Genomic DNA, 25,341 nt, shown 5'->3' with positions numbered 1-25,341 from the left:
AGCCGCCACAATTCCGTTGATCCGGCGCAATGACATCCAGGCGGGTTTGGTCGTAAGATGTCGCCTGATCGATTGAGTTACGTCAATCGAGCTGCCCTAAAGGGAGCAGTCCATGGCCTCTCAAACTATGGCAACGCCGAACATCGACATTGCGCGCAAGGGTCAGACCTTGACGGAGCCATCGTCCGCAAAACTGGACGATATCCGCTGCCCGCCAATGTCGCATCAAAACTCAGGCAGCCACGGCCACGAAATGTATCCGCAGCAATTCGTGCGGCTGGTCGGCTGTCATGGCGCGCCGTCGCCAGGCGTGCGCAAGCGTCAGGACGAGAAGCTGCACTGACGCAGCCGGTGCTCACGGCTGATGTTTTGGCAGGTCAATCCGCTCGTGCGAGAATTCCGGAGGTCCCTCGGTCAGGCGGCGGATGCGGCGCTCGCGCTCGTCCGCGGTCAGAGCGGGATCGAGCAGGCTCTCGATTTCATGCACCGCGATTTGTTCGATCCGCGTGGCGTCCGACGCGATCGCGCGCGTTGATGCCGGCGCCGCGGGCGCAATCTTGAGGCCAAGGTCGACCAGCCTGCAGATCGCGTCGGCGCGCGACAGATGATGCGCCCTGCCCCAGGCGTCCACGGCCGCGGTCAGCGGCTCCGGCATCCTCACCGCGCTGACGATATCGCCTCCCGTGCGCGGGGGCACCGGAGCTGTGGAATCCTCTTTGCCGAAGTCAGACACCCCGATCGTCCCGCGTACCCAAAAGTGATCCAAACCATAAGCGTGATCCCCGGCCGGCAGTTTGATGCCGATCAATGACGGGGGCCGGCATTGCGGCGCGGCGCGACCTTGTCGTCCGGTGTCATTTCGGCCAAAGATCGAGGCCTCGAACGGGACGCCCAAGGGGGAGCCAAAGGGGGGACCCAAAGGGGGACACCCACGCGAACCCCGATCGATCCTGCCCCGTATCTCGTTCGGACGCGTCCCAACCATCCGGCATCGTCAGATGATCTCAGGTGAATCCTTTTACGGCAGCATCCCTGTCTTCCGCGGCTTCACCAGCCTGATGGACCCCGAGCTCTATTCGCCGCTACCGGAGGACTGGAGCATCGGCGTCGCCGACATCGTCGATTCCACCAAAGCGATTGCGGCGCAGCGCTACAAGGCGGTCAACATGGCCGGGGCCGCGGTGATCGCAGCGGTCACGAATGCGCTGGAGGGACGTGAGTTTCCGTTCGTTTTCGGCGGCGACGGCGCGAGTTTTGCTGTTGCGCCTGATGATCTCGAATTGGCGCGCGAAGCCCTGGCCGCGACCGCGACCTGGGTGCGGGAAGACCTTGATCTGAAAATGCGCGTCGCGTTGGTGCCCGTCAGCGCCATCCGCGCCAAAGGACTCGACGTGCGCGTCGCGCGCTTCGGCCCGTCCGCCAATCTGTCCTATGCGATGTTCTCCGGCGGCGGGCTGGCCTTCGCCGACGCGGCGATGAAGCGCGGCGAGTTCGCGGTGACCGAGGCGCCGGCCGGCACGCAGCCCGATCTTTCCGGCCTGTCCTGCCGCTTCGAAGTGATTCCGGCCTCGCGCGGCTTGATCCTCTCGGTGCTGGTGATGCCGGCTGCTGGCGCCGACCCGCTGGCCTTCCGCAAGGTGATCGAGGACATCATCCATCTCGTCGAGCGCAGTCCGGATGCGGGGCGTCCCGTGCCGCCACAGGGGCCGCCGCTGAAATGGCCGCCGCGGGGGCTGGACTATGAGGCACGGGCGATGCGTGGTGGCTCCTTGTTCAAGCGCCGCGTCAGCCTGCTCGCCTTTACGTTTTTCGCCTATGTCCTGATGCGCTTCGATATCAAGGCCGGTGGCTTCCTGCCGAAGGTCTACAAGCGTCAGGTGGTCGAGAATTCCGACTTCCGCAAATATGACGACGGCCTGCGCATGATCCTCGACTGCACGAGCGAGCTCGAGCGCGCCTTGAGCGATCGCCTCGCGGCCGCCGCGCGCGACGGCATCGTGCGCTACGGGCTTCATCAGCAGGACGCTGCGATGATGACCTGCTTCACGCCCTCGGCGCTGCGCAGCGACCACGTGCACTTCATCGACGGCGCGCGGGGCGGCTACGCCTCGGCGGCGACGGCGCTGAAGGCCGCGGGCTAAATTAGAGTCGGATGACTCTTGGTTGAATCGCTGCGAGCCCCGAACTCGGATTACCTCTCCCCGCTGGGGAGAGGTAAGCTGCCGATCGAACTTGATTTCATCGCGCTTTAGCGGCCCGCCCGCGTCCAGGTCTCGCCGCCGCAGAGCGCGCCGACGCAGCCTTCGACCCGCAGCGTCTCTGCGCCCGTCAACGTGATGCTGCTCGCATAGGTGCTGCCGTCGTCCGCATTGTAGATCTGGCCCGACCATTTGTTCGGCCCCGCGGGCTTCATGCCGGAGAACAGCGGCAGTCCGATCATCGGTCGCTTGGCGAGCGCGGGATTGGGATTCTTGCTGTCGGTCGCCGGCTTGCCGGTGGCGGTGTCCATGGGCTCCTTGAGCCAGACGATCACGCCGCAGATGCCGCCGCCGCATTTGCTGATTTTCACGCGGGCATCGCCCGCCTGGGTCAGCCAGGTGCCGCTCGCCTCGGCGCTCTGCGCATGGGCAGTCGTCGCGCCAAGCAAGGCAGCCAGAAGGACGGTGAGAACGGCAAGTCTGCGGGACATGGGAGGACCTCGAACTGGAGGCGTCTCCATAGCAGCAAATTACGATCGTGCAACGCCTGATGGAATCAAATTCCTGCGCTGATCTGTCCGGTGAACCTCACCAGGGCAGGCCGCACAGGTCGATGGTGCCGAGCGTCGGTGCGCGAACGATGTTGAAGACGTAGGGCGCCATGTGATCGAAGCGGATTCGCCCCTCCGGCTGCTCGCAATAGACCTCGCCATTGAAGGGCAGCCAGCTGCGGGCCTGGTAGAAAGCGAAATTGTGCGGCTCGCAGAACAGGATCGCAAAACGAACCGCCTCGTTGGCGCGCATGGTGTGCACCGCCGCGTCGATCGCCATGGTCGCATAGCCGCGGCCACGACGATCCTCGCGCGTGCAGACACCGCCGATCCCGCCGGCATGCACTTTCTGTCCATTCCAGGTGATGGTGCGGAAATAGATGCCGACATGGCAGACGAGACCGTCCTCGGGCGTCTCGATCAGCACGCGCAGATCGGCATTGGCCCATTTGACGTGAGCCCAGGGCTTGCCCGCAATCTGCTGCGGGCCCCAGACCGCCTGATGCAGCGGCTCCGCGATTCGCCACGAGGCGTCGCCGTTCAGGATGTCGATCTCGATGCTCATCGCGCGCTCTTCCGTATCTCCGCGTCGTGGTGCGTTCGTTCTGCCATAACCGCCTCAAAGGCAATGATATTTTGCGGCAGGTCGAATCGCCCTGCCTGATGCGTCGATTTTATGCAATCAGCCCCCGCGACCGCATCGCGGCTTTTCGCAAATTGGCGGTATTTAACGGCGCCGGAACCTTCTATAAGGGGTGACCGTTAGAACACGTTCCCCACCAGTTGCGGACAAGAACCCATGACATTCACGCTGCCCCCCCTCCCTTACGCCTATGACGCCCTCGGCCAGTTCATGTCCAAGGAGACGCTGGAATTCCACCACGACAAGCATCATCAGGCCTACGTCACCAACGGCAACAACGCGCTCAAGGGCACCGAATGGGAAGGCAAATCCCTTGAGGAGATCGTCAAGGGCTCGTTCGGTAAGAACCCCGCGGTGTTCAACAATGCCGGCCAGCACTACAACCACATCCACTTCTGGAGCTGGATGAAGCCCAATGGCGGCGGCACCAAGCTGCCGGGCAAGCTCGAAAAGAAGATCAACGAAGACCTCGGCGGCTTCGAGAAGTTCAAGACCGACTTCCAGGCGGCTGGCGTCGGCCAGTTCGGCTCCGGCTGGTGCTGGCTCCAGGTCAAGAACGGCAAGCTTGAGATCTCCAAGACCCCGAACGGCGAGAATCCGCTGGTGCACGGCGCCACCCCGATCCTCGGCTGCGACGTCTGGGAGCACTCCTACTACATCGACTATCGCAACCGCCGCCCCGACTATCTCAAGGCGTTCGTCGAGAACCTCGTGAACTGGGAATACGTCGAGTCCCTGTTCGACAAGGCGTAAGCCGTCATTCCGGGGCGCGCTTAGCGCGAGCCCGGAATCCATTTATCCATTCGGGTTGACGCCCGATGGATTCTCAGGTGCGCAATTGCGCACCATAGCTCGGCGCAGACGCGCCGCCCCGGAATGACAAATAGGCGGTCGCTCACGCGGCCGCCTTTTTGCTGCGCGGAATTTCGACATTACATTCATGCAGTGGGCGGGCTGGGGCGGTCCACCTCTCCCCAGCGGTGAGAGGTCGATTTGCCCCCGGCGATGCGAAGCATCGTCCGGCGCAAATCGGGTGAGGGGGCGCTGTGCCACACGAAGACCGTAAACCCTCACCCGGATTGCTCAGGCGCGCGATTGCGCGCCAAAGCAATCCGACCTCTCCCAAGGGAGAGGTGAAGTCCCGCTGCCGCGCCGGTTGGCCCGATCTCCAGCCCCGAACCGGCCGTGGACATCTGTAATGTTATAATATAACGTCCTTGCCATGGTTCCCGCCGCGTCCCACGCCCATCATGACGACAAGGCTGGTGGTCACTCCCACGGCCATGCCCACGACCACGGGCATTCGCACGGGCACGACCACACCCACGCTCACGTCCACGATGCAGCCTCGCCGCATCCGGCCCAGGACGCGCCCTGGTCGATCCTGCGCATGACCATGGCCGGGCGCCTGGCGGCCGCCGTCGCCGTCTGCACCGTGCTCTGGGGCATCGTCTGGCTGGCGATGAGGTGACGATGGCCCAGCTCGCATTCCGCAACGTCACGCTTGGCTACGACCGCCATCCGGCCGTGCACCATCTGAGCGGCGAGGTCGCATCCGGCGCGCTCGTCGCGGTGGTCGGCCCGAACGGCGCCGGCAAATCGACCCTGCTGCGTGGCATCGTCGGCATCCTGAAGCCGCTTGGCGGCAGCATCCATCTCGGCGGGCTGGATGCCCGCGACATCGCCTATCTGCCGCAGAGCGCGGACATCGACCGCAGCTTCCCGATCTCGGTGTTCGATTTCGTCGGCACCGGCCTGTGGCGGGCGACCTCCCTGTTCGGCGGCATCGGCAAGGCCGCGCGAGGCAAGATCCTGCGCGCGATCGCCGCGGTCGGCCTCAACGGTTTCGAGAACCGCCCCATCGGCACGCTCTCGGGCGGGCAGATGCAGCGCGTGCTGTTTGCGCGCGTGCTGCTGCAGGATGCGCGCCTGATCGTGCTCGACGAGCCCTTCAACGCCATCGACAGCAAGACCACGGCCGATCTGCTCGCATTGGTGAAGCAATGGCATGGCGAGGGCCGCACCGTGCTCGCCGCGCTGCACGACATGGAGACGGTGCGGACCCATTTCAGCGAGACGCTGGTGCTGGCGCGCGGCCCGGTGGCCTGGGGCCCGACATCAGAGGTGCTGACGCCCGAGAACCTGATGGTCGCGATGCGGATGTGCGAGGCCTTCGACGACAGTGCCGCGGCCTGTGCCGAGGACGGACGCTCGCGGGCGGCGTGATTGCAGATGATCCATGACGCGCTGATCGGTCCTTTCACCGAATTCGAGTTCATGCGGCGGGCCCTTGCCGCCGTGATCGCGCTGTCGCTGGCGGGGGCGCCGATCGGCGTGTTCCTGATGCTGCGACGGATGAGCCTCGTCGGCGATGCCATGGCGCACGCGATCCTGCCCGGCGCCGCCGTCGGCTTCCTGCTCTCCGGCCTCAATCTGTTCGCGATGACCGCCGGCGGCCTGATCGCGGGCTTTGCGGTGGCGATTCTCGCCGGCGTGGTCGCCCGCTCGACCGGGCTGAAGGAGGACGCCTCGCTCGCGACCTTCTATCTGGCCTCGCTGGCGCTCGGCGTCACCATCGTCTCGATCAAGGGCACCAATATCGACCTGCTGCACGTGCTGTTCGGCAACATCCTCGCGATGGACGACCAGACGCTGCTGGTGGTTGCCTTCAACGCCACGGTCACGCTGCTGGTGCTCGCGGTGATCTATCGCCCGCTGGTGATCGAGAGCGTCGATCCGTTATTCCTGCGCACCGTCAGCCGCGCCGGCGGCCCCGCGCATCTCGCCTTTCTCGCGCTCGTCGTGATCAACCTCGTCAACGGCTTTCAGGCGCTCGGCACGCTCCTGGCGGTCGGCCTGATGATCCTGCCGGCCGGCATTGCGCGGTTCTGGTCGCGCGATCTCACCGTCATGATCTGCATCGCGGTCGTCGCAGCGGCTCTCTCGGGCTACGCCGGTCTCGTGCTGTCGTTCCAGACCCGTGTGCCCTCGGGTCCTGCGATCATTCTGGTCGCGACGGGGCTCTATATCGTCTCCGTCCTGTTCGGCCGTGTCGGCGGCATCATCAGGCAGATGTTTCCCGGCCGGCATCTGGAGGCGTGACGATGCGGCGTCTCCTGCTTTGCGTGCTCCTGCTGATCGCATCGCCGCTGCACGCCGCCGAACGGCTCAATGTCGTCGCGAGCTTTTCGATCCTCGGCGATTTCGTCCGCAACGTTGGCGGCGACCGGGTCAACGTCACGACGCTGGTCGGTCCCGACAGCGACGTCCATGTCTACACCCCGGCGCCATCCGATGCGAAGCGGATCGCGGACGCGAAACTCGTCATCGTCAACGGGCTTGGGCTGGAGGGCTGGCTGCCCCGTCTCGTGCAGTCATCCGGAGCCAAGGCAACGGTCGTGACCGCGAGCGCCGGCATTGCCCCGCACAAGCTCGGCTCGGGCGCCGATCCGCATGCCTGGCAATCGGTGCCGAATGCCAGGGTCTACGTGACCGACATAGCCAACGCGCTTGCTGCGGCCGATCCTGACGGCGCCGACGTCTTTCGTACCCAGGCCAAAGCCTATCTGGACAAGCTCGATGCGCTCGACCGCGAGGTTCGCGAGTCCGTTGCCACCATCCCGCCCGAGCGGCGCAAGGTGATCTCGACCCACGACGCGTTCGGCTATTTTGCTGCCGAATACGGTATCCAGTTCATCGCCCCCTTGGGCGTTTCGACCGAAACCGAGCCCAGCGCGCGGGACATCGCGGCCATCATCGGCCAGATCAAGGCCCAGAAGATCCCGGCCGTTTTCCTCGAAAATATCAGCGACGACCGCCTGATCCGGCGGATCGCGGCCGAGACCGGCGCCAAGGTCGGCGGGACCCTGATTTCGGACGGTTTGACCGGCGAAAAGGGGCCTGCACCCACTTACATTGACATGGTCAGGCACAATATAAAGGCCCTGACGAGCGCGCTTGACCATTAGGGCAGGGGGCCACCCCGCCTCGCGTCGCGCGACCAGCCTATGTCCGGAGTTCTCATGTCTGAAGCGACCGCCGCCAAAATTCCCGTGACCGTCCTGACCGGCTATCTCGGTGCCGGCAAGACCACGCTGCTCAACCGCATCCTGTCGGAAAACCACGGCAAGAAATACGCCGTGATCGTCAACGAATTCGGCGAGATCGGCATCGACAACGACCTCATCATCGGTGCCGATGAGGAAGTGTTCGAGATGAACAACGGCTGCATCTGCTGCACCGTGCGCGGCGACCTCGTGCGCATCATGGACGGCTTGATGAAGCGCAAGGGCAAGTTCGACGCCATCATCGTCGAGACGACGGGCCTTGCCGATCCCGCGCCGGTCGCCCAGACCTTCTTCGTCGACGAGGACGTGCAGAAGAACGCGCGCCTCGACGCGGTCGTCACGGTCGCCGATGCCAAATGGCTGTCCGACCGTTTGAAGGACGCGCCCGAGGCCAAGAACCAGATTGCGTTTGCCGACGTCATCGTGCTGAACAAGACCGATCTCGTCACCAAGCCGGAGCTCGCCGAGGTCGAGGCCCGCATCCGCGCCATCAACCCCTATGCCAAGCTGCATCGCACCGAGCGCTGCTCGGTCGCGCTGGCCGACGTGCTCGACCGCGGCGCGTTCGACCTCGACCGCATCCTCGACATCGAGCCGGATTTCCTCGTGGCCGACGATCACGACCACGATCATGATCATCACCACCATCACGGCCACGACCATCATGATCACGGCCACGGCCTGAAGCACTATCACGACGAGGACATGCAGTCGCTGTCGCTCAAGACCGACAAGCCGCTCGATCCGAACGTGTTCATGCCCTGGCTCCAGAATCTGGTGCAGGTCGAGGGCGGCAAGATCCTGCGCTCCAAGGGCATCCTCGCCTTCCACGACGACGACGACCGCTACGTGTTCCAGGGCGTCCACATGATGCTGGAGGGCAACCACCAGCGCAAATGGAAGGACGGCGAGCCGCGCGAGAGCCGCCTCGTCTTCATTGGCCGCGAATTGCCCGAAGATCTCATTCGTTCGGGCTTCGAGAGCTGCATCGTCTCGTGATGAAAGAGTTTACGCCGGCGCCCGATTCCGCCTCGATCGTCTCCGTCACCGACCGCGTCAAGCCTGTGACGCTCGGTATGGGCGTGACATCGGTGCATTTCCTCGGGCCCCGCGCCGCCTTCGTCGGCGGCGAGGAGAACGTCGCGTTCGTCGACGACAAGGGTGAGATCGCCTCCGTGGCCGTGCACAGCGGCGGCATTCTCTCGGCCGCCTCCGACGGCAAGCGCCTCATCATGGGCGGCGACGACGGCAAGGTCGTCTCGCTCGATGCGAAAGGAGAGGTGACGCTGCTCGCGACCGATCCCAAGCGGCGCTGGATCGATGCGGTGGCGCTGCATCCGGATGGTGCCTATGCGTGGTCGGCCGGCAAGACGGCGACCGTCAAAAGCGGCAAGACCGAGGAAAAGTCGCTCGACGTGCCCTCGACCGTCGGCGGGCTTGCGTTCGCGCCGAAAGGCCTGCGGCTCGCGATCGCGCATTACAACGGCGCGACGCTGTGGTTTCCGAATATGGAAGGATCGGCTGAATTCCTGCCTTGGGCCGGCTCCCATCTCGGCGTTACCTTCAGCCCTGATAACAAGTTCCTGGTGACCTCGATGCACGAGTCGGCGCTGCATGGCTGGCGGCTCGCCGATAACAGGCACATGCGGATGACCGGCTATCCCGGCCGCGTCCGTTCGATGTCCTGGAGCGCAGGCGGCAAGGGGCTCGCGACCTCGGGTGCCGACACCGTCATCATCTGGCCGTTCGCCAGCAAGGACGGCCCGATGGGCAAGGAGCCCGCGATGCTCGCGCCGCTGCAGGCGCGCGTCACGGTGGTCGCGTGCCACCCCAGGAACGACATTCTGGCCTGCGGCTACAGCGACGGCACCGTGCTGATGGTGCGGATGGAGGACGGCGCCGAGATCCTGGTCCGCCGCAACGGCACGCCGCCGGTCGCCGGCCTCGCCTGGAACGCCAAGGGGACGCTGCTCGCCTTCGCCGACGAAAATGGGGACGGCGGCCTGCTGGAGCTTTAAATTGTCATCCTCGAGGCCGTAGGGTGGCAAAGGCGCTCTTGCGCCGTGCCCACGATCTGTTTGCGTTGACGGGAGTCGTGGGCACGCTTCGCTTTGCCCATCCTACGGCAGCTCACATTCATGCGATTTCTCACGACCTTCCAGCTTGCTGATTTCGCCGACACGCTGATCAGCCTGTTCACGGCCTTCGTGCTGGGCACGCTGATCGGGGCCGAGCGGCAATACCGGCAGCGCACTGCGGGCCTGCGCACCAACGTGCTGGTCGCCGTTGGCGCCGCGGCCTTTGTCGATCTTGCCATGCATCTGGATGGTGCCGGTGGTGCCGTGCGGGTGATCGCCTATGTCGTCTCCGGCATCGGCTTCCTGGGGGCCGGCGTCATCATGAAGCAGGGCATGGACGTGCGCGGCCTCAACACCGCGGCGACGCTGTGGTCTTCGGCCGCGGTCGGCTCCTGCGCCGGAGCCGACATGGTTGCGCAGGCGGTCGCACTCACCGTGTTCGTCATCGCCGGCAACACGCTGCTGCGCCCACTGGTCAACGCCATCAACCGCATTCCGCTGGACGAGAAGTCGATCGAGGCGACCTACTATTTCAAGCTTGCGGTTGCGCTGGACGCCTTGCCCGACATGCGCGACCGGCTCATCGACAGGCTCGAAGACGCAAAATATCCGGTGGCCGATGTCGAGATTGTCGAGACCGGCGACGATCTGATCGAAATCGTCGCCGAGCTGGTTGCGACCGCGGTCGATCCGAACGAGCTCAACGCGGTGGCGACCGAGCTCCAGCACCTGCCAGGTGTGCGTCACGCCACCTGGGAAGTCAGCACCACGGATTGAACGCGCCTGCTTCGCCGCGAGCCACTGTTCCCGCCTCGGCGCGACGGAACCGCAATGGTGCAACTTCGTTGATCCCGTGGACAAAGGCGGTGATCGACATGCCCGGCCAGGATGACACGCGCAGACTGAAGCTCAACTTTGCAATCGCCGGCTCGCTGTTCGCGGCAGGGGTTGCGGTGTCGGTGATGTCGCTCGCGCAGATCCGCGCGGAGAGCCGGCTGGAGCTGGCACAGGCGACGCAGCCGCTCCAGGGCACGCCGTCCGGCGATCAGGGCAAGGCGCCTGCGGAAGCCAAGCCCGGCGGGATGCGTCCGACCACGCCGGCCCCGGAGCCCGCGCGCCCCGATCCGCAGACGCAAGGTGCAGCCGGTTCTGCCCAGCCGGCATTGCCGCCGGCCCCGGCCGAGAAGATCGCCCCGCCGATCAAGGACAAGCCGTAGACGGCACACGACTTTTTGTCGCACGCGCGCAATGGAATGCCATTGCGCCGTCTACTGTGCATGGGGTTGTTTTCGCCGTTTTTGCAGCGAGCCCCTCACCGCACCAGGATATTCTTGAACTGCCAGGGGTCGCTGGTGTCGATGTCCTCGGGAAACAGGCCCGGACGATCCGTCAGCGGCGTCCAGTCGGTGTAGAAACCCTTCACCGGGCCGAGATAGGGCAGCTGGATTTCCAGCAGGCGATCGAAATCCATTTCGTCGGCTTCGACGATGCCCTCGTTCGGGTTTTCCAGCGCCCACACCATGCCGCCGAGCACGGCGGAGGTCACCTGCAGGGCGGTGGCGTTCTGATAGGGCGCCAGCGCACGGGTCTCCTCGATCGAGAGCTGCGAGCCGTACCAATAGGCGTTGTTGTCATGGCCGAACAGCAGCACGCCGAGCTCGTCGATGCCGTCGACGATCTCGTCCTCTTCGAGGATATGGTGCTTTTCCTGCATCTTCCCGGCGCGGCCGAACAGTTCGTGCAGCGACAGCACGGCGTCGTCGGCCGGATGATAGGCATAGTGGCAGGTCGGCCGGTAGACCGCCTTGCCCGAGGCGTCGCGCACCGTGAAGTAATCGGAGATCGAGATCGACTCGTTGTGGGTGACGAGGAAGCCGTATTGCGCGCCGCGGGTCGGGCACCAGGTGCGCACGCGCGTGTTGGCGCCGGGCTGCATCAGATAGATGGCGGCGCCACAGCCGGCTTCGTGGGTATGCGCATTCTCGGGCATCCATTTCTCATGGGTGCCCCAGCCGAGCTCGGACGGCTGCATGCCCTCAGACAGGAAACCCTCCACCGACCAGGTGTTGACGAACACGTCGGGCTCCTTCGGCTTCTTGGCGCGCTGGGTATCGCGCTCGGCGATGTGGATGCCCTTGATGCCGGCCTGGCGCATCAGATCAGCCCATTCAGCCTTGGTCTTCGGACGCGGCGCGTTGAGCTTCAGGTCGGCGGCGACGTTGAGCAGCGCCTGCTTGACGAAGAAGGAGACCATGCCGGGATTGGCACCGCAGCAGGACACGGCCGTGGTCGAGCCCTTGGGGCGCGCCCGCTTGGCAGCCAGCGTCACTTCGCGCAACGCGTAGTTCGAACGCGCCTCGGGGCCCTTCGATTTGTCGAAATAGAAGCCGAGCCAGGGCTCGTTGACGGTGTCGATATAGAGCGCGCCGAGCTCGTTGCAGAGCTCCATGATGTCGGTCGAGCCGGTGTCGACCGACAGGTTGACGCAAAAGCCCTGGCCGCCGCCTTCGGTGAGCAGCGGGGTCAGCAATTCGCGATAATTGTCCTTGGTCACGGCCTTCTGGATGAAGCGCACGTTCTGCTTCTCGCAATGCGCCCTGCGACCCTCGTCCTTGGGATCGATCACGGTGACGCGCGACTTGTCGTAATCGAGATGCCGCTCGATCATCGGCAAAGTGCCTTTGCCGATGGAGCCGAAGCCGACCATGACGATGGGACCAGTGATCTTCGCGTAGATCTGCGAGGGAGGGCTCATGGGATGGTTCTCCGGAACGTGCTTGTGGACAATGGGTGGGAGTTGATCAGGCGCTGCGGCGCTTGTTAGAGGCTGCGGCGCTTGGCGGTGACTTCGATCTCGACCTTCATCTCGGGCTTGAGCAGCGCCGATACGATGAGAAGCGTTGCGGCCGGGCGGATCTCGCCGAGGACTTCGCCGCAGACAGCGAAATGGGCGTCGGCGTCCTTGGCATCCGTGAGGTAGTAGGTCGCGCGGACGATGTCGGCCATCTCGAATCCGCCCTCCTTCAGGGCCGCTGCGATGGTCTTGAAGCAGTTGCGTGACTGGTTCGTGACATCCGGTGGCATCGTCATCGTCGTGTAATCATAGCCGGTGGTTCCCGCGACGAAGGCGAACTCGCCGTCGATCACGGCACGGCTGTAGCCGGCGGTCTTCTCGAAGGGGGAGCCGGTGGAAATCAGGCGACGGGACATGGGGTTCGGCCTCGACTGAAGGGGGAATTGCGTGGGTTTAAAGGGCGTTTCCGGGGCTCGCGCAACCCCAAAGGAGCTGGCTTGGAAACGGGCTGAGCAGGCGCGGCCGCGCGTTGCCGCTGCATGCGGCTTCGGTCGTCGCCATCATGGCTATCCCTTAGGCCGCGTGCGCCTCGAGGGCACGAACCACCCTCCGTTTAGGCAGGGCGGTGCCTGTGGGGACAATCATCCCCTCGGCGCCTTCAAGTGCGCCGTCGGTAAATTCGATCGCCAGCAGGCGGTCGCGCGCGAACGGGCCAGGCAGCATCAACGCGCCCGTCTTCTCGGCCGAGAAGCCGAAACGAACATAGTAAGGCGCATCGCCGAGCAGGATCACGGCTTCATGCCCGCGCGCCCGGGCGGCGGCCAGCGCTTGTTGCATCAGCGCGGCGCCGATCCCGAGCTCGCGGCAGGCAGGGTCCACCGCCAGTGGTCCGAGGACCAAAGCGGGCCTGCCGCCGGCGCTGACGTGCCACAGCCGCACGGTTCCCACGAGCTTTCCCTCGCGCACGGCAGCCAGCGCGAGGCCGGCGGCAGGGGCGCGTCCGTCGCGCAGGCGCTGGCAGGTGCGGTCATGGCGGTCATCGCCAAAACAGGCATCCAGCAGCGCTTCACGGGCGGCGACGTCGGCAGCACGTTCGCTGCGGATCGCGAACGGAGCGGCCTTCGAGGTGAGGGCGACTTGTGGCTTCCGAAAAGCAGTCATGGCGCATCAGTCCCCGCTTGAGACCTGCGTGCGCACAGCACACCGGTCCAAGGCGTCGTCAGAAATCAGAGATGATGGGTTAAGGAGCCGGCAAGCCGGCTCCCGGGTTCGTCGGGCCTCGGAACGAGAGGCCGCTTAGATGTGGTAGGTCTTCAACGGCGGGATGCCGTTGAACGCCACCGCCGAGTAGGTCGACGTATAGGCCCCGGTGCCTTCGATCAGCAGCTTGTCGCCGATCTCGAGCGTGACGGGAAGCGGATACGGGTTCTTCTCGTACAGCACGTCGGCGCTGTCGCAGGTGGGCCCAGCGAGCACGCACGGCGTCATGTCCGCGCCGTCATGCGGTGTGCGGATGGCGTAGCGGATCGACTCGTCCATCGTCTCGGCGAGGCCGCCGAACTTGCCGATGTCCAGGTATACCCAGCGCACCTCGTCCTCGTCGCTCTTCTTCGAGATGAGCACGACCTCGGATTCGATGATGCCGGCGTTGCCGACCATGCCGCGACCCGGCTCGATGATGGTCTCCGGAATCTGGTTGCCGAAGTGCTTGCGCAGCGCGCGGAAGATCGAGCGGCCGTAGGTCAGCACCGGCGGCACGTCCTTCAGGTATTTGGTCGGGAAGCCGCCGCCCATGTTGACCATGGTCAGGTTGATGCCGCGCTCGGCGCAGTCGCGGAACACCTGCGAGGCCATCGCCAGCGCGCGGTCCCACGCCTTCACCTTGCGCTGCTGCGAGCCGACATGGAAGGAGATGCCGCACGGCTCGAGGCCCAGACGCTTGGCGACGTCGAGCACCTCGACGGCCATTTCCGGGTCGCAGCCGAACTTGCGCGACAGCGGCCACTCGGCGCCGGCGCAGTCATAGAGGATGCGGCAGAACACCTTCGCGCCGGGAGCGGCACGGGCGATCTTCTCGACTTCGGCAACGCAGTCCACTGCGAACAGGCGAATACCGAGCGCGAAGGCGCGCGCGATGTCGCGCTCCTTCTTGATGGTGTTGCCGAAGGAGATGCGGTCGGGCGTAGCTCCAGCGGCCAGCGCCATTTCGATCTCGGCGACGGTCGCGGTGTCGAAGCAGGAGCCCATGGAGGCCAGCAGCGCCAGCACTTCCGGAGCCGGGTTCGCCTTGACGGCATAGAACACGCGGCTGTCGGGCAGCGCCTTGGCGAAGCTCTGGTAATTGTCACGCACGACCTCGAGGTCGACGACGAGGCACGGCTCGGTGTCGAGACCTTCCTTGCGGCGGTTACGCAGGAATTCCTGGATACGTTCGGTCATGGCACTCTCCAACGGTCCCAGCGACGGGATCCGCATCAACGTGACGTCGGATAGGAGTGCTCCGGCCACATCGCGCGATGGAGGCGCGCTGAAGCCAAAAGACTCAAACCAGACTGTGCTGCCGTGGATTGGTTGGGAGAGCTTCCCGCCCGCACACCTGGCAATGAAGGACAAGCCTTTTCAGTAGCCCGCGCCGGCGTTGGACTGCCGGTAGAGACCAAAAAAGCCCGATCCGTCGTTGCTTTAAGTCGCGTCCCCCGTTGAGAGCGGGGTGCGCCGGTTCGCCTCCGGCTGCCAGTCACGGTTGCAAAAAGTGAAGTCACCTTCGACAAGGCATCTCTTTGAGAGAGATGCTGGACGCTTCGGAGTCTGCTCCAACCTTCCGGCTTCGGCACTTCCGAAGAGCCCCTCGGCTTCTTCACCCCTTGGCGGCTGTCCGGCCTCTTGTCCGGATACCTACCGACTGACACACGACCACAGGCACGTGCGAAATTGGGCAAAAACGCACATAAGGGTTTTGACTCAGCTTCGCAAGAATTTTTTTAGGCTGAGGACAAATTTGCCTAACATCTGCTTGCGCGGTGTTGCGCGAGCGACGCGGAAGATGAACGTGCGTTAAGTTTTCTGTGTCGTGCGCGTGACCAGCACGCGCGTGAAGCGTCAGCCGCGCTTGAAGAACGGCTCGACGCGCTGAGCTGCGCGGATGAAGGCAGTCATGACCAGCACGCCGAGTGCGAACAGCACGGCCTGAAGGATGTGCGCGCCCTGGTCACCGAGCCCGAGAAGAATCGCGAGCGCCCAGCCGCCGGCAAACGCTGCGCCGAACACCTCCGCGCCGATCAGGATGGCGGCGCTGATGACGGTGATGACGCTCGGCCAGACGATCTGACGGGAAGATGAGGAGGGCGCGTTCATGGGCGTTGGGGTCCGGTGTTTCGAGGGCCGCAATCTCCTCGAAAAGGCGGGCGGGAGCAAGGCCAAATGGCCCAAAAAAGCCCCATCGCGTGCTATAGCTGGCCCCAACAAATCCGCTCAAAAAACGGGACAAGCGATGTCAGACCCCCGCCAGACTACGGACTCCGAGACCAATCCGCTGCTGAAGGCCTGGGTGACGCCGTTTGCGACCCCGCCCTTCGACGAGATCATGCCGGAGCACTTCCTGCCGGCCTTCGAGCAGGCCTTCGCCGACCATTCCGCCGAGATCGCCGCGATCACCAACGATCCCGCTGCGCCCGACTTCGCCAACACCATCACGGCGCTGGAGCGCTCCGGCAAGCTGCTGAACAAGGTCGCGTCCGTCTTCTACGACCTGGTCTCGGCGCATTCCAACCCGGCCATCCTCGAGATCGACAAGGACGTCTCCTTGCGGATGGCGCGGCACTGGAATCCCATCATGATGAACGCTGTGCTGTTTGGCCGCATCGCCCAGCTGCACGAGAACCGCGCCGATCTCGGGCTCGACCCGGAGCAGCTCCGCCTGCTGGAGCGTACCTACACCCGATTCCACCGTGCCGGCGCCGGCCTCTCCGACGAGGCCAAGACGCGGATGGCCGAGATCAACGAAAAGCTGGCCCAGCTGGCGACCGGTTTCAGCCATCATTTGCTCGGCGACGAGCAGGACTGGTTCATGGAGCTCGGGGAGGCCGACCGCCAGGGTCTGCCGGAGAGCTTTGTCGCTGCGGCCAAGGCTGCGGCAGAAGATCGCGGCATGGCGGGCAAGGCCATCGTGACGCTGTCGCGCTCCTCGGCCGAGCCATTCCTGAAGAGCTCGGCGCGGCGCGACCTGCGCGAGAAAGTCTACAAGGCCTTCACCGCGCGTGGCGACAACGGCAATGCCAACGACAACAACACCACCATCGGTGAGATCCTGAAGCTGCGCGAGGAGAGCGCCAAGCTCCTTGGCTACCCGACCTTCGCGGCCTACCGGCTGGAGGATTCCATGGCCAAGACGCCCGAGGCGGTGCGCGGCCTCCTGGAGCGGGTCTGGAAGCCGGCCCGCGCCCGCGCGCTCGCCGACCGCGACGAGATGCAGGCGCTGATCACGGCGGAGGGCGGCAATTTCAAGCTCGCGCCCTGGGATTGGCGCTTCTACGCCGAGAAGCTCCGCCTTCAGCGGGCCAATTTCGATGATGCCGCAATCAAGCCGTATTTGGCCCTCGACCACATGATCGCGGCCGCCTTCGACTGTGCCACGCGCCTGTTCGGCATCACCTTCGAAGAGCGCAAGGATGTGCCGGTCTGGCACCCCGACGTCCGGGTCTGGGAGGTGAAGGGTCCCGACGGCAAGCACAAGGCGCTGTTCTACGGCGACTACTACGCGCGGCCGTCAAAACGCTCCGGCGCCTGGATGACATCGCTGCGCGACCAGCAAAAACTGGACGGCGAGATCGCCCCGCTCGTCATCAATGTCTGCAACTTCGCCAAGGGCACCGGCACCGAGCCCTCGCTGCTGTCGCCCGACGATGCCCGCACCCTGTTCCACGAGTTCGGCCACGGCCTGCACGGCATGCTCTCCAACGTGACCTATCCGTCGCTGTCCGGCACATCGGTGTTCACCGATTTCGTCGAGCTGCCGTCGCAGCTCTACGAACATTGGCAGGAGCGGCCCGAGGTGCTGCAGCGGTTCGCCCGCCACTACCAGACCGGCGAGCCGCTGCCGGACGACCTGCTGAAGCGCTTCCTTGCTGCGCGCAAATTCAACCAGGGCTTTGCCACGGTCGAGTTCGTCTCCTCGGCGCTGCTCGACCTCGAGTTCCACTCCCAGCCGTCCGCCGCTGCGCAGGATGTCCGCGCCTTTGAGCGACGCGAGCTCGAGAAGATCGGCATGCCCGAGGAAATCTCGATGCGGCACCGGCCCACGCAATTCGGCCACATCTTCTCCGGCGACCACTACGCGGCCGGCTATTACAGCTACATGTGGTCGGAGGTGATGGACGCGGACGCCTTCGGCGCCTTTGAAGAGGCCGGCAATATCTTCGATCCGGCGGTCGCCAAGCGCCTGCATGACGACATCTATTCGAGCGGTGGCTCGGTCGATCCGGAGGCCGCCTACGAGGCCTTCCGCGGCCGCCCGCCCGAGCCCGACGCGCTGCTGCGCCGCCGCGGCCTGCTCGACGAAAAGGCGGCCTGACCGGCATGCGCGCCTGGCTGGGACTGGTGCTCGCCGCCGCAATGATGCTCGCATCCGGCGCGGCGCAGGCGCATCCGCATGTCTGGATCACCGCTTCCAGCGAATTGCTCTACGCCGAGGACGGCTCGATCACGGGCGTTCGCCACGCCTGGACCTTTGACGACATGTTTTCGGCCTATGCAGTACAAGGGCTCGAGAGCAAGAAAAAGGGAGCCTACACACGCGAAGAGCTGGGGCCGCTGGCGCAGACCAATGTCGAGTCGCTGAAGGAATACGCCTATTTCACCTTCGCGAAAGCCGACGGCAAGAAGGAGCGCTTTAACGAGCCGGTCGACTACTTCCTGGACTACAAGGACACGGTGCTGACCCTGCACTTCACGCTGCCGCTGAAGAATCCGGTCAAGCCCAAGCAGCTGGTGCTCGAAGTATTCGACCGCTCCTTCTTCATCGATTTCCAGATGGCCAAGGACAATCCGGTCAAGCTGGTCGGTGCGCCCGCCGACTGCCAGATGAAGCTCGACCGTCCCAGCGATGGCACCGCGACCGCGCAGAAGCTCAACGAGCAGACTTTCATGGATGGGCCGAACGCCAATTTCGGCATGATGTTCGCCAACAAGATCACGGTGGATTGCCCATGAAGCCGCATCTCTCGCCGCTCGCGCGTGCGCTGCTTGCCAGCGCTGCTGTCCTCCTCGCCGTCGGTGTGGCCGACGCCGCGCTTCATGATGTCCTCGCGCAAAATCCGTTCGGCGCGCCGAAGCAGGCAGCAGCGGCGGAGCCCGAGGCCAGCGGCCTCATCGGCTGGCTCCTGGCTAAGCAGTCGGAATTCTATCGCCAGATGTCATCGACCATCCGCGCCGCCAAATCCGACGGCTCCGCGGTGTGGACGCTGCTCTTCATCTCGTTCGCTTATGGCATCTTTCATGCCGCAGGTCCCGGCCATGGCAAGGCGGTGATCGCCTCCTATCTCGTTGCCAATCGCGAGACCGCGCGGCGTGGCATTGCGCTGTCGTTTGCCTCCGCGCTGATGCAGTCGCTGGTGGCGATCCTGATCGTCGGTATTTCGGCCTGGATCCTCAATGCCACCGCCAAGACCATGTGCAAGGCGGAGGGCGCGATCGAGATCGCAAGCTATGCCCTGATCGCGCTGTTCGGCCTGCGGCTGGTCTGGGTCAAGGGCCGCACCTTCATCCGCGCGCTCGAGGCGACGCAGCCGGTACCGGCGCTCGCAGGCGTGCCGCATGACCATCATGATCACGGTCATCACCATCACGATGCGCATGACCACCGTGACCAACACCACAGCCATGATGATCACCACGATCGCGCGCAGGCCCACCACCACGCCCACCACCACACCCATGACCATGTCCACGACGAGCATTGCGGCCATTCTCATGGGCCCACCCCGCGCGAGCTTGCTGGTCCGGGCGGCTGGCGGCGCGGGTTTGCCGCGATCCTGACTGTCGGCATCCGCCCCTGCTCAGGCGCGATCCTCGTGCTGGTGTTTGCGCTTGCCCAGGGCCTGTTCTGGGCCGGCATTGCCGCGACCTTCCTGATGGGGCTGGGCACCGCGATCACGGTGGCTGCCATCGCGGTGATTGCCGTCTCCGCCAAGGACATCGCCGGCCGGCTGAGCGCCGGGCGGGATGGCGGTGGTGCGCTCTTTATGCGCGACATCGAGTTCGGCGCGGCGGCTCTGGTCCTGCTGTTCGGAGCGGGCCTTTTGTTCGGCTACATCGCGGCCGAGCGGACGACGTGTTTTTGAGCCTACCCTCCCCCTCCAGGGGAGGGTAAAGGTCACACCGGCAGCAGCCGCTTCAACATCGGCATGAAGAAGATCGCCAGATTGATCGCAAAGCCGATGCTCCAGAGAATGGAACGCAGGGTCGGGCGGTTGCCGAGATAGGTCAGCACGTAGGCGATCCGGACGATCAGGAACAGCACGGCGAGCTCGTCGATCAGGCGCTGCGGCGAGTCGCGGAATTCGGCGAGCAGCACGGCGAAGGCGAAGAACGGGAAGGTCTCGATCCCGTTCTGGTGGGCGCCAAGCGCACGCTGCGCGATGGCGTCTTGGTAAAAGACGGGATCGCGCGGCCGGGAATTGTCGAATCCGCGAAACCTGATCCATTTGATCGACGCGATCGTTATGAGATAGAGCAGCAGCGCTCCGAGAACGCCCCATTCGGCGAGTGTCACATTCCCTCCCCCCGCTTGGGGGCGACCCTAGCGAAACCGGGCTTATCTTGACAAGTTCGGAGCAACGCGCGACGCAACGGATCATGACGATCGTCACCCCCATCGAGACCACGAAACCGGCCTTGCCGCCGGCCCAGCTTCGCGTCGGCGTGCTCTTGGTCAATCTCGGCACGCCCGACACGGCCGATGCGCCCGGCGTGCGGGTCTATCTGAAGGAATTCCTGTCCGACGCCCGCGTCATCGAGGATCAGGGCCTGATCTGGAAGCTGGTGCTCAACGGCATCATCCTGCGCACCCGGCCCCGCGCCAAGGCACGCGACTATCTGAAGATCTGGAACACCGAGAAGAACGAGTCGCCGCTGAAGACCATCACGCGGTCGCAGAGCGACAAGCTCGCCGCCGCGCTGTCCGATCGCCCCCACGTCGTGGTCGATTGGGCAATGCGCTACGGCAATCCCTCGATCCAGTCGGGCATCGACGGACTGATCGCCAGGGGGTGCGACCGCATCCTCATCGTTCCGCTCTATCCGCAATATTCCGCCTCGACCTCGGCCACCGTGTGTGACGAGGTGTTCCGGGTGCTCGCCCGCATGCGCGCGCAGCCGACGATCCGGGTGACGCCGCCCTACTACGTCGACGAGGCCTATATCGAAGCGCTCGCCACCTCGATCGAGACGCACCTCGCCTCGCTCTCGTTCAAGCCCGAGCTGATCGTTGCCTCGTTCCACGGCATGCCGAAATCCTATGTCGACAAGGGCGATCCCTACCAGAGCCATTGCGTCGCCACCACCGAGGCGCTGCGCCGCCGGCTCGGCATGGACGAGACGAAATTGCTGCTGACCTTCCAGTCCAGATTCGGATTCTCCGAGTGGCTGCAGCCCTACACCGACAAGACCATGGAGCGTCTTGCCAAGGAAGGGGTGCGTCGCATTGCGGTGGTCACGCCGGGCTTTTCCGCCGACTGCCTGGAAACGCTGGAGGAAATCGCGCAGGAGAATGCCGAGATCTTCGAGGAAAACGGCGGCGAGCATTTTGCCGCCATCCCCTGCCTCAATGACAGCGATCCCGGCATGGACGTGATCCGCACCCTGGTGTTGCGCGAGTTGCAGGGCTGGATCTGATGGGCGCTCCTAATCCCACCAGGTTCGAGCTCGTCATCAACCTGAAGAGCGCCAGGGCCATGGGTATCACGATCCCGGCGAGCCTGCTCGCAATCGCACACGACGTCGTCGAGTAGGGCGCAAATCTTAACGTTTGCCGTTGGGACTGCGTCCCTACGCTTTCAAGAGCCCTTCGCGAATACATAATCGTGACCGTTCTCGCTCCGTGCGCCTTGTTCAGAAACGCGCGAATGCTGACGTGAAAAGCGACCGCTGAACCGGTAGGGTCGTGGTCCCGACCAATGACTGCGCGGTAAAGGCCTGTTTCCCGCCTTGGAGGATATATGAGCGGTTTCGATATTTTCGCGATTGTGCTGGTGCTGCTCGTCATCGTCACGCTGATTGCCGGCGTGAAGACGGTGCCGCAGGGCTATGACTGGACCATCGAACGGTTCGGCAAGTACACCCAGACGCTGAGCCCCGGGCTCAATCTGATCGTGCCCTATTTCGATCGCGTCGGACGCAAGATCAACATGATGGAGCAGGTGATCGACATCCCCGAGCAGGAGGTGATCACCAAGGACAACGCCACCGTGACCGTGGACGGCGTTGCCTTCTATCAGGTGTTCGATGCAGCGAAGGCGAGCTACGAGGTCTCCAACCTCACCCAGGCCATCACCGTCCTGACCATGACCAACATCCGCTCGGTGATGGGCGCGATGGATCTCGACCAGGTGCTGTCGCACCGCGACGAGATCAACGAGCGCCTGTTGCGCGTCGTCGACGCTGCGGTCTCGCCGTGGGGCCTGAAGGTCAACCGCATCGAGATCAAGGACATCGTGCCGCCGGCCGACCTCGTCGAAGCCATGGGCCGGCAGATGAAGGCCGAGCGCGTCAAGCGCGCCGACATTCTGGCCGCGGAAGGCCAGCGCCAGTCCGAGATCCTGCGCGCCGAAGGCGCCAAGCAGGGCCAGATCCTTCAGGCCGAGGGCCGCAAGGAAGCTGCGTTCCGCGATGCCGAAGCGCGCGAGCGGTCCGCCGAAGCCGAGGCCAAGGCGACGCAGATGGTCAGCGAGGCCATCGCCAAGGGCGACGTCGCGGCGCTGAATTACTTCATCGCGGACAAATATATCAAGGCGTTCGGCCAGTTCGCGGATGCGCCGAACCAGAAGCTCATCATGTTGCCGATGGAAGCGACCAGCATGCTCGGTTCGCTCGCCGGCATCGGCGAGATCGCGAAGGCGACGTTCGGCGAAAGCGCGGCGTCCGCGTCCGCGGCGGCGCGCCGTACCGGCTCGGTGCCGCCGGCCGGCGGCACGCCTCCAACGGTCCCGCCGCGGCAGGGATAAGGAACGGCGCATGATCTTCTGATAAGGTCATGCGGCACTATCAAGCGCATGCGCCGGAAAAGCGGAGACCGGTTTTCCGGCAAGGGCATGCGCCACTATAAAGAGGTCGTGTCATGACCGACATGTTCGTATCGCTCGGCACCTGGAACTGGCTGATCTTCGGCTTCATCCTGATGGCGCTGGAGGTGATCGCGCCGGGCGTGTTCCTGTTCTGGCTCGGGCTTGCGGCATTGCTGGTCGGCCTGATCTCGTTCGCGACCGTCATCTCCTGGCAGATCCAGCTCGTGATGTTCGCGGTGTTCGCCGCTGCCGCCGTGCCAGTCTGGCGTCGGCTCGCCCGGTCGAAGCCGGATGAAAACGCCAGCCCCTTCCTCAACAAGCGCACCGAGGCGCTGCTCGGCCGCGAATTCACGCTGGAGAAGCCGATCATCGACGGCAACGGCACCATGCGCATCGGCGACACGGTGTGGCGCGTCGCGGGTCCGGACACGCCGGCGGGGACAAGGGTGAAGGTGGTGCAGGTGGATGGCGCCAATCTGACGGTGGCGGCGGCGTAGCTTTCAACCCTCCAGGGGAGGGTAAGCGAGGCCCTACCTCTTCCACCGCTCCGCAAACCGGAGCAGCGGCATGACCATCTCGCACAGCTCCCGCCCAAGCGCCGTCAGCGCATAGCCGCCGCCTTCGCCGAGCTCCACGAACCCCGCCCCGCGCAATTCCGTCAGCCGAGCCTGCAGCACCGTCGGCGAAGCTTCGTCGCAGGCCGTGCGCAGCGCGCGCGAGGTGAGGGGCTCCTCGCGCAGCTCCCACAGGATTCGCAAGGCCCAGCGCCGGCCGAGCAGGTCGAGCAGCGCCATGACTGGCCGGCCGGACCGCGAGCCGCGGACTTTCCCTGATGCTGCCTGCTTCGCCATCGCAACCCTCTTGCGTCTTGCTACGGATAATGTAGCGTAATGCTACAATAATTGTAGCAAAAAGGACGCCCATGTCATCCCCGACGCCGCGTATCGCCCCGCTCGCGCCGCCTTATACCCAGGAGATCCAGGCGCAGTTCGACCGCATCATGCGCGGCGCACCGCCGCTGGTGCTGTTCCGGGTGATGGCCGGCCACACCCGCGCCTGGGAGAAATTTCGCGCCGGCGGCCTCCTCGATCCGGGTCCGTTGCCGCTGCGCCAGCGCGAGATCGTCATCAACCGCACCTGCGCGCTGAATAAATGCGAATATGAATGGGGCGTCCATGTCGCGATCTTCGCGGGCCCGGCCAGGCTCAGCGAGGACGAGGTCCGCGCGACGGTCGAGGGCGATGCGACTTCGGCTTGCTGGTCGCTGGCCGAGCAGGCCCTGATCGCTGCGGTGGACGCGCTGCACACAAGAGCGACGTTCACCGACGACGAGTTCGCCGCGCTCTCGGCGCATTACGACGAGGCGCAGATCCTGGAGATCATGCTGCTGTGCGGGTTCTATCGCACGGTGTCGTATCTGGCCAACGGGCTGAAGCTGCCGCTGGAAGAGAAGGCCGCGCGGTTTCCGGGGTAGTGCTCGCTGTCATTCCGGAGCACGCAAAGCGTGAACCCGGAATCTCGAGATTCCGGGTTCGATGCTTCGCATCGCCCCGGAATGACTGTGCTTGAAACTACGCCACACCGGCGCGCAAAAGATCGTGCAGGTGCACGATCCCCACCACCTCGTCCGCCTCGGTCACGACCAGCGTCGTGATCTTGCGGGTGTTCAGCACCTCGATCATCTCGGTCGCCAGCATCGAGGGGGGCACGGTCTTCGGCTGCTTCGTCATGATGTCGTCGACCGACACTGTCAGCAGGTCAGGCCGCATGTGGCGGCGCAGATCGCCGTCGGTGATGATCCCGACCGCCGCGTTCGCATCGTTGACGATGCAGACGCAGCCGAGCCCCTTCGCCGACATCTCCATGATCGCGTCCGACATTTTGGTGCCGAGCGGCTTGACCGGGATCTCCGCGCCGGTACGCATGTAGTCGCGGACGTATTTGAGCATCGCCCCCAGCTTGCCGCCGGGGTGGAAATGCGCGAACTCCAGCGCCGTGAAGCCGCGGCCTTCGAGCAGCGCGATCGCAATGGCATCGCCGATCGCAACCTGCATCATGGTCGAGGTGGTCGGCGCCAGATTGTGCGGACACGCCTCGCGCGCCTTCGGCAACTCGATCACGATGTCGGCGGCTTGGCCAAGCGACGAGGCCGCATTCGACGTCACCGCGATCATCGGGATCGCAAAGCGCGCCGAATAGTTCACCAGCGTCTTCATCTCCGGCTGCTCGCCGGACCAGGACAGCGCCATGATGACGTCGTCGGTGGTGATCATCCCGAGGTCGCCATGGGCGGCTTCAGCGGTGTGAACGAAGAAGGCCGGCGTACCCGTCGAGGCCAGGGTCGCCGCGATCTTGCGCGCCATGTGGCCTGATTTGCCGAGGCCCGTGACGATGACCCGGCCCTTGGCGTTGCGGATCAGGTCGACCGCTTTGGCAAAGGACTCGCCCAGCGGGCCGCGCAGGGCGGCTGCGAGCGCGTTGATGCCGCCGCTCTCCGTCTCCAGCGTGCGGAGCGCGGATTCGACGCTGGCGGGGGTGGGGCCGGATGATGAGGTCATCAGCGGTTTCGAACTCGGCATGTCTGGATCCAGGGAGGAGGGGCGTCGGCCCTTTGACGCCTCCTTAGCACGCCCCGGCGGTTGAGGCGACGCGACCGCCATCGCCCTCAACGGGTCATTAACCATAATTGTTTTAACTCCATTAACGATGGTTCCCGCGAGGTCGCGGAGGTCA

30 protein-coding genes are annotated in these 25,341 nt (G+C 64.7%); 19 read left to right on the top strand and 11 right to left on the bottom strand.

Annotated elements, in window-relative coordinates:
* Positions 1-112: 112 nt before the first annotated feature.
* Positions 113-343, top strand: coding sequence for a hypothetical protein (locus tag JQ621_RS08205; RefSeq protein ID WP_409334196.1), 231 nt, complete (start codon positions 113-115; stop codon positions 341-343).
* Positions 344-355: 12 nt separating this feature from the next.
* On the opposite strand, the gene JQ621_RS08200 is transcribed toward JQ621_RS08205, so the two are convergent.
* Positions 356-739, bottom strand: coding sequence for a hypothetical protein (locus JQ621_RS08200; protein ID WP_409334212.1), 384 nt, complete (start codon positions 737-739; stop codon positions 356-358).
* A gap of 259 nt (positions 740-998) precedes the next feature.
* Between JQ621_RS08200 and JQ621_RS08195 the strand changes: the two genes are divergently transcribed.
* Positions 999-2,141: a DUF3095 domain-containing protein gene (locus JQ621_RS08195; protein WP_212233942.1), complete on the top strand. Its 1,143-nt coding sequence runs from the start codon at positions 999-1,001 to the stop codon at positions 2,139-2,141.
* Positions 2,142-2,248: 107 nt separating this feature from the next.
* On the opposite strand, the gene JQ621_RS08190 is transcribed toward JQ621_RS08195, so the two are convergent.
* Together JQ621_RS08190 and JQ621_RS08185 are read right to left on the bottom strand one after the other, a co-directional pair.
* A complete protein-coding gene (locus tag JQ621_RS08190) occupies positions 2,249-2,689 on the bottom strand; it encodes a DUF2147 domain-containing protein (protein WP_212233941.1) in 441 nt (146 codons plus the stop codon).
* Positions 2,690-2,786: 97 nt separating this feature from the next.
* Positions 2,787-3,314 carry a GNAT family N-acetyltransferase gene (locus JQ621_RS08185; protein WP_212233940.1) on the bottom strand — a complete coding sequence of 176 codons (528 nt, stop codon included), beginning with the start codon at positions 3,312-3,314 and terminating at the stop codon, positions 2,787-2,789.
* 234 nt (positions 3,315-3,548) lie between these two features.
* Here JQ621_RS08185 and JQ621_RS08180 point away from each other — a divergent pair, with 234 nt between their 5' ends.
* The 9 genes from JQ621_RS08180 (at position 3,549) to JQ621_RS08140 (ending at position 10,754) form a co-directional block, all read left to right on the top strand.
* Entirely contained in the window at positions 3,549-4,145 is a 597-nt protein-coding gene (locus JQ621_RS08180; RefSeq protein WP_014491764.1) for a superoxide dismutase, read from the top strand.
* 469 nt (positions 4,146-4,614) lie between these two features.
* Entirely contained in the window at positions 4,615-4,863 is a 249-nt protein-coding gene (locus tag JQ621_RS08175; protein ID WP_212233939.1) for a hypothetical protein, read from the top strand.
* A gap of 2 nt (positions 4,864-4,865) precedes the next feature.
* Positions 4,866-5,618, top strand: coding sequence for a metal ABC transporter ATP-binding protein (locus JQ621_RS08170; protein WP_212233938.1), 753 nt, complete (start codon positions 4,866-4,868; stop codon positions 5,616-5,618).
* Between the two features lie 6 nt (positions 5,619-5,624).
* A complete protein-coding gene (locus tag JQ621_RS08165; RefSeq protein WP_212234297.1) occupies positions 5,625-6,494 on the top strand; it encodes a metal ABC transporter permease in 870 nt (289 codons plus the stop codon).
* A 2-nt stretch (positions 6,495-6,496) separates the two neighbouring features.
* Positions 6,497-7,360: a metal ABC transporter substrate-binding protein gene (locus JQ621_RS08160; RefSeq protein WP_212233937.1), complete on the top strand. Its 864-nt coding sequence runs from the start codon at positions 6,497-6,499 to the stop codon at positions 7,358-7,360.
* A 54-nt stretch (positions 7,361-7,414) separates the two neighbouring features.
* Positions 7,415-8,458, top strand: coding sequence for a CobW family GTP-binding protein (locus JQ621_RS08155; RefSeq protein ID WP_212233936.1), 1,044 nt, complete (start codon positions 7,415-7,417; stop codon positions 8,456-8,458).
* Entirely contained in the window at positions 8,458-9,477 is a 1,020-nt protein-coding gene (locus JQ621_RS08150) for a WD40 repeat domain-containing protein (protein WP_212234296.1), read from the top strand. Before JQ621_RS08155 ends, JQ621_RS08150 begins: the two co-directional genes overlap by 1 nt.
* A gap of 120 nt (positions 9,478-9,597) precedes the next feature.
* Entirely contained in the window at positions 9,598-10,314 is a 717-nt protein-coding gene (locus JQ621_RS08145; protein ID WP_212233935.1) for an MgtC/SapB family protein, read from the top strand.
* A 98-nt stretch (positions 10,315-10,412) separates the two neighbouring features.
* Positions 10,413-10,754: a hypothetical protein gene (locus JQ621_RS08140; protein WP_212234295.1), complete on the top strand. Its 342-nt coding sequence runs from the start codon at positions 10,413-10,415 to the stop codon at positions 10,752-10,754.
* A gap of 95 nt (positions 10,755-10,849) precedes the next feature.
* Here JQ621_RS08140 and JQ621_RS08135 read toward each other — a convergent pair whose 3' ends face one another.
* The 4 genes from JQ621_RS08135 to JQ621_RS08120 form a co-directional block, all read right to left on the bottom strand.
* Entirely contained in the window at positions 10,850-12,292 is a 1,443-nt protein-coding gene (locus JQ621_RS08135) for a homospermidine synthase (RefSeq protein ID WP_212233934.1), read from the bottom strand.
* 65 nt (positions 12,293-12,357) lie between these two features.
* Entirely contained in the window at positions 12,358-12,747 is a 390-nt protein-coding gene (locus JQ621_RS08130; protein ID WP_212233933.1) for a RidA family protein, read from the bottom strand.
* A 157-nt stretch (positions 12,748-12,904) separates the two neighbouring features.
* Positions 12,905-13,492 (bottom strand): GNAT family N-acetyltransferase, encoded by a 588-nt coding sequence (locus JQ621_RS08125; protein WP_212233932.1) that lies wholly within the window; start codon positions 13,490-13,492, stop codon positions 12,905-12,907.
* Between the two features lie 135 nt (positions 13,493-13,627).
* Complete coding sequence (locus tag JQ621_RS08120) at positions 13,628-14,770, bottom strand: type III PLP-dependent enzyme (RefSeq protein WP_212233931.1); 1,143 nt, start codon at positions 14,768-14,770, stop codon at positions 13,628-13,630.
* Between JQ621_RS08120 and JQ621_RS08115 the strand changes: the two genes are divergently transcribed.
* Positions 14,769-14,957 carry a hypothetical protein gene (locus JQ621_RS08115; RefSeq protein WP_212233930.1) on the top strand — a complete coding sequence of 63 codons (189 nt, stop codon included), beginning with the start codon at positions 14,769-14,771 and terminating at the stop codon, positions 14,955-14,957. The two genes, JQ621_RS08120 and JQ621_RS08115, sit on opposite strands and share 2 nt — an antisense overlap.
* 473 nt (positions 14,958-15,430) lie before the next feature.
* On the opposite strand, the gene JQ621_RS08110 is transcribed toward JQ621_RS08115, so the two are convergent.
* Positions 15,431-15,685, bottom strand: a complete 255-nt coding sequence (locus JQ621_RS08110; RefSeq protein WP_212233929.1) for a hypothetical protein — start codon at positions 15,683-15,685, stop codon at positions 15,431-15,433.
* Positions 15,686-15,821: 136 nt separating this feature from the next.
* Between JQ621_RS08110 and JQ621_RS08105 the strand changes: the two genes are divergently transcribed.
* From JQ621_RS08105 to JQ621_RS08095, 3 genes are read left to right on the top strand one after another with little or no spacing between them, the layout of a single operon-like run.
* Positions 15,822-17,900: a M3 family metallopeptidase gene (locus JQ621_RS08105; RefSeq protein ID WP_212233928.1), complete on the top strand. Its 2,079-nt coding sequence runs from the start codon at positions 15,822-15,824 to the stop codon at positions 17,898-17,900.
* Between the two features lie 5 nt (positions 17,901-17,905).
* Positions 17,906-18,538, top strand: coding sequence for a DUF1007 family protein (locus tag JQ621_RS08100; RefSeq protein WP_212233927.1), 633 nt, complete (start codon positions 17,906-17,908; stop codon positions 18,536-18,538).
* Entirely contained in the window at positions 18,535-19,668 is a 1,134-nt protein-coding gene (locus JQ621_RS08095; protein ID WP_212233926.1) for a nickel/cobalt transporter, read from the top strand. The genes JQ621_RS08100 and JQ621_RS08095 overlap by 4 nt, the downstream gene beginning before the upstream one ends.
* A 32-nt stretch (positions 19,669-19,700) precedes the next feature.
* Here the strand turns inward: JQ621_RS08095 and JQ621_RS08090 are convergent, their stop codons facing one another.
* Entirely contained in the window at positions 19,701-20,099 is a 399-nt protein-coding gene (locus JQ621_RS08090; protein ID WP_212233925.1) for an MAPEG family protein, read from the bottom strand.
* Between the two features lie 83 nt (positions 20,100-20,182).
* Here JQ621_RS08090 and hemH point away from each other — a divergent pair, with 83 nt between their 5' ends.
* From hemH to JQ621_RS08075, 3 genes are all read left to right on the top strand, one after another.
* Positions 20,183-21,220 (top strand): ferrochelatase, encoded by a 1,038-nt coding sequence (gene hemH, locus JQ621_RS08085; protein ID WP_212233924.1) that lies wholly within the window; start codon positions 20,183-20,185, stop codon positions 21,218-21,220.
* Positions 21,221-21,543: 323 nt separating this feature from the next.
* Positions 21,544-22,548: an SPFH domain-containing protein gene (locus JQ621_RS08080; protein WP_212233923.1), complete on the top strand. Its 1,005-nt coding sequence runs from the start codon at positions 21,544-21,546 to the stop codon at positions 22,546-22,548.
* Between the two features lie 113 nt (positions 22,549-22,661).
* Positions 22,662-23,105, top strand: coding sequence for an NfeD family protein (locus JQ621_RS08075; RefSeq protein ID WP_212233922.1), 444 nt, complete (start codon positions 22,662-22,664; stop codon positions 23,103-23,105).
* A gap of 33 nt (positions 23,106-23,138) precedes the next feature.
* Here the strand turns inward: JQ621_RS08075 and JQ621_RS08070 are convergent, their stop codons facing one another.
* Positions 23,139-23,459 (bottom strand): winged helix-turn-helix transcriptional regulator, encoded by a 321-nt coding sequence (locus JQ621_RS08070; RefSeq protein ID WP_212233921.1) that lies wholly within the window; start codon positions 23,457-23,459, stop codon positions 23,139-23,141.
* Positions 23,460-23,530: 71 nt separating this feature from the next.
* Here JQ621_RS08070 and JQ621_RS08065 point away from each other — a divergent pair, with 71 nt between their 5' ends.
* Positions 23,531-24,082 carry a carboxymuconolactone decarboxylase family protein gene (locus JQ621_RS08065; protein ID WP_212233920.1) on the top strand — a complete coding sequence of 184 codons (552 nt, stop codon included), beginning with the start codon at positions 23,531-23,533 and terminating at the stop codon, positions 24,080-24,082.
* A gap of 97 nt (positions 24,083-24,179) precedes the next feature.
* Here JQ621_RS08065 and JQ621_RS08060 read toward each other — a convergent pair whose 3' ends face one another.
* Positions 24,180-25,187 carry a KpsF/GutQ family sugar-phosphate isomerase gene (locus JQ621_RS08060; protein ID WP_212233919.1) on the bottom strand — a complete coding sequence of 336 codons (1,008 nt, stop codon included), beginning with the start codon at positions 25,185-25,187 and terminating at the stop codon, positions 24,180-24,182.
* Between the last annotated feature and the right edge of the window lie 154 nt (positions 25,188-25,341).

This window comes from Bradyrhizobium manausense (assembly GCF_018129685.1).
Lineage (GTDB): Bacteria > Pseudomonadota > Alphaproteobacteria > Rhizobiales > Xanthobacteraceae > Bradyrhizobium > Bradyrhizobium manausense_D.
Note: the sequence above shows the minus strand (reverse complement) of the source record. Positions and strands in the feature narration are given on the sequence as shown.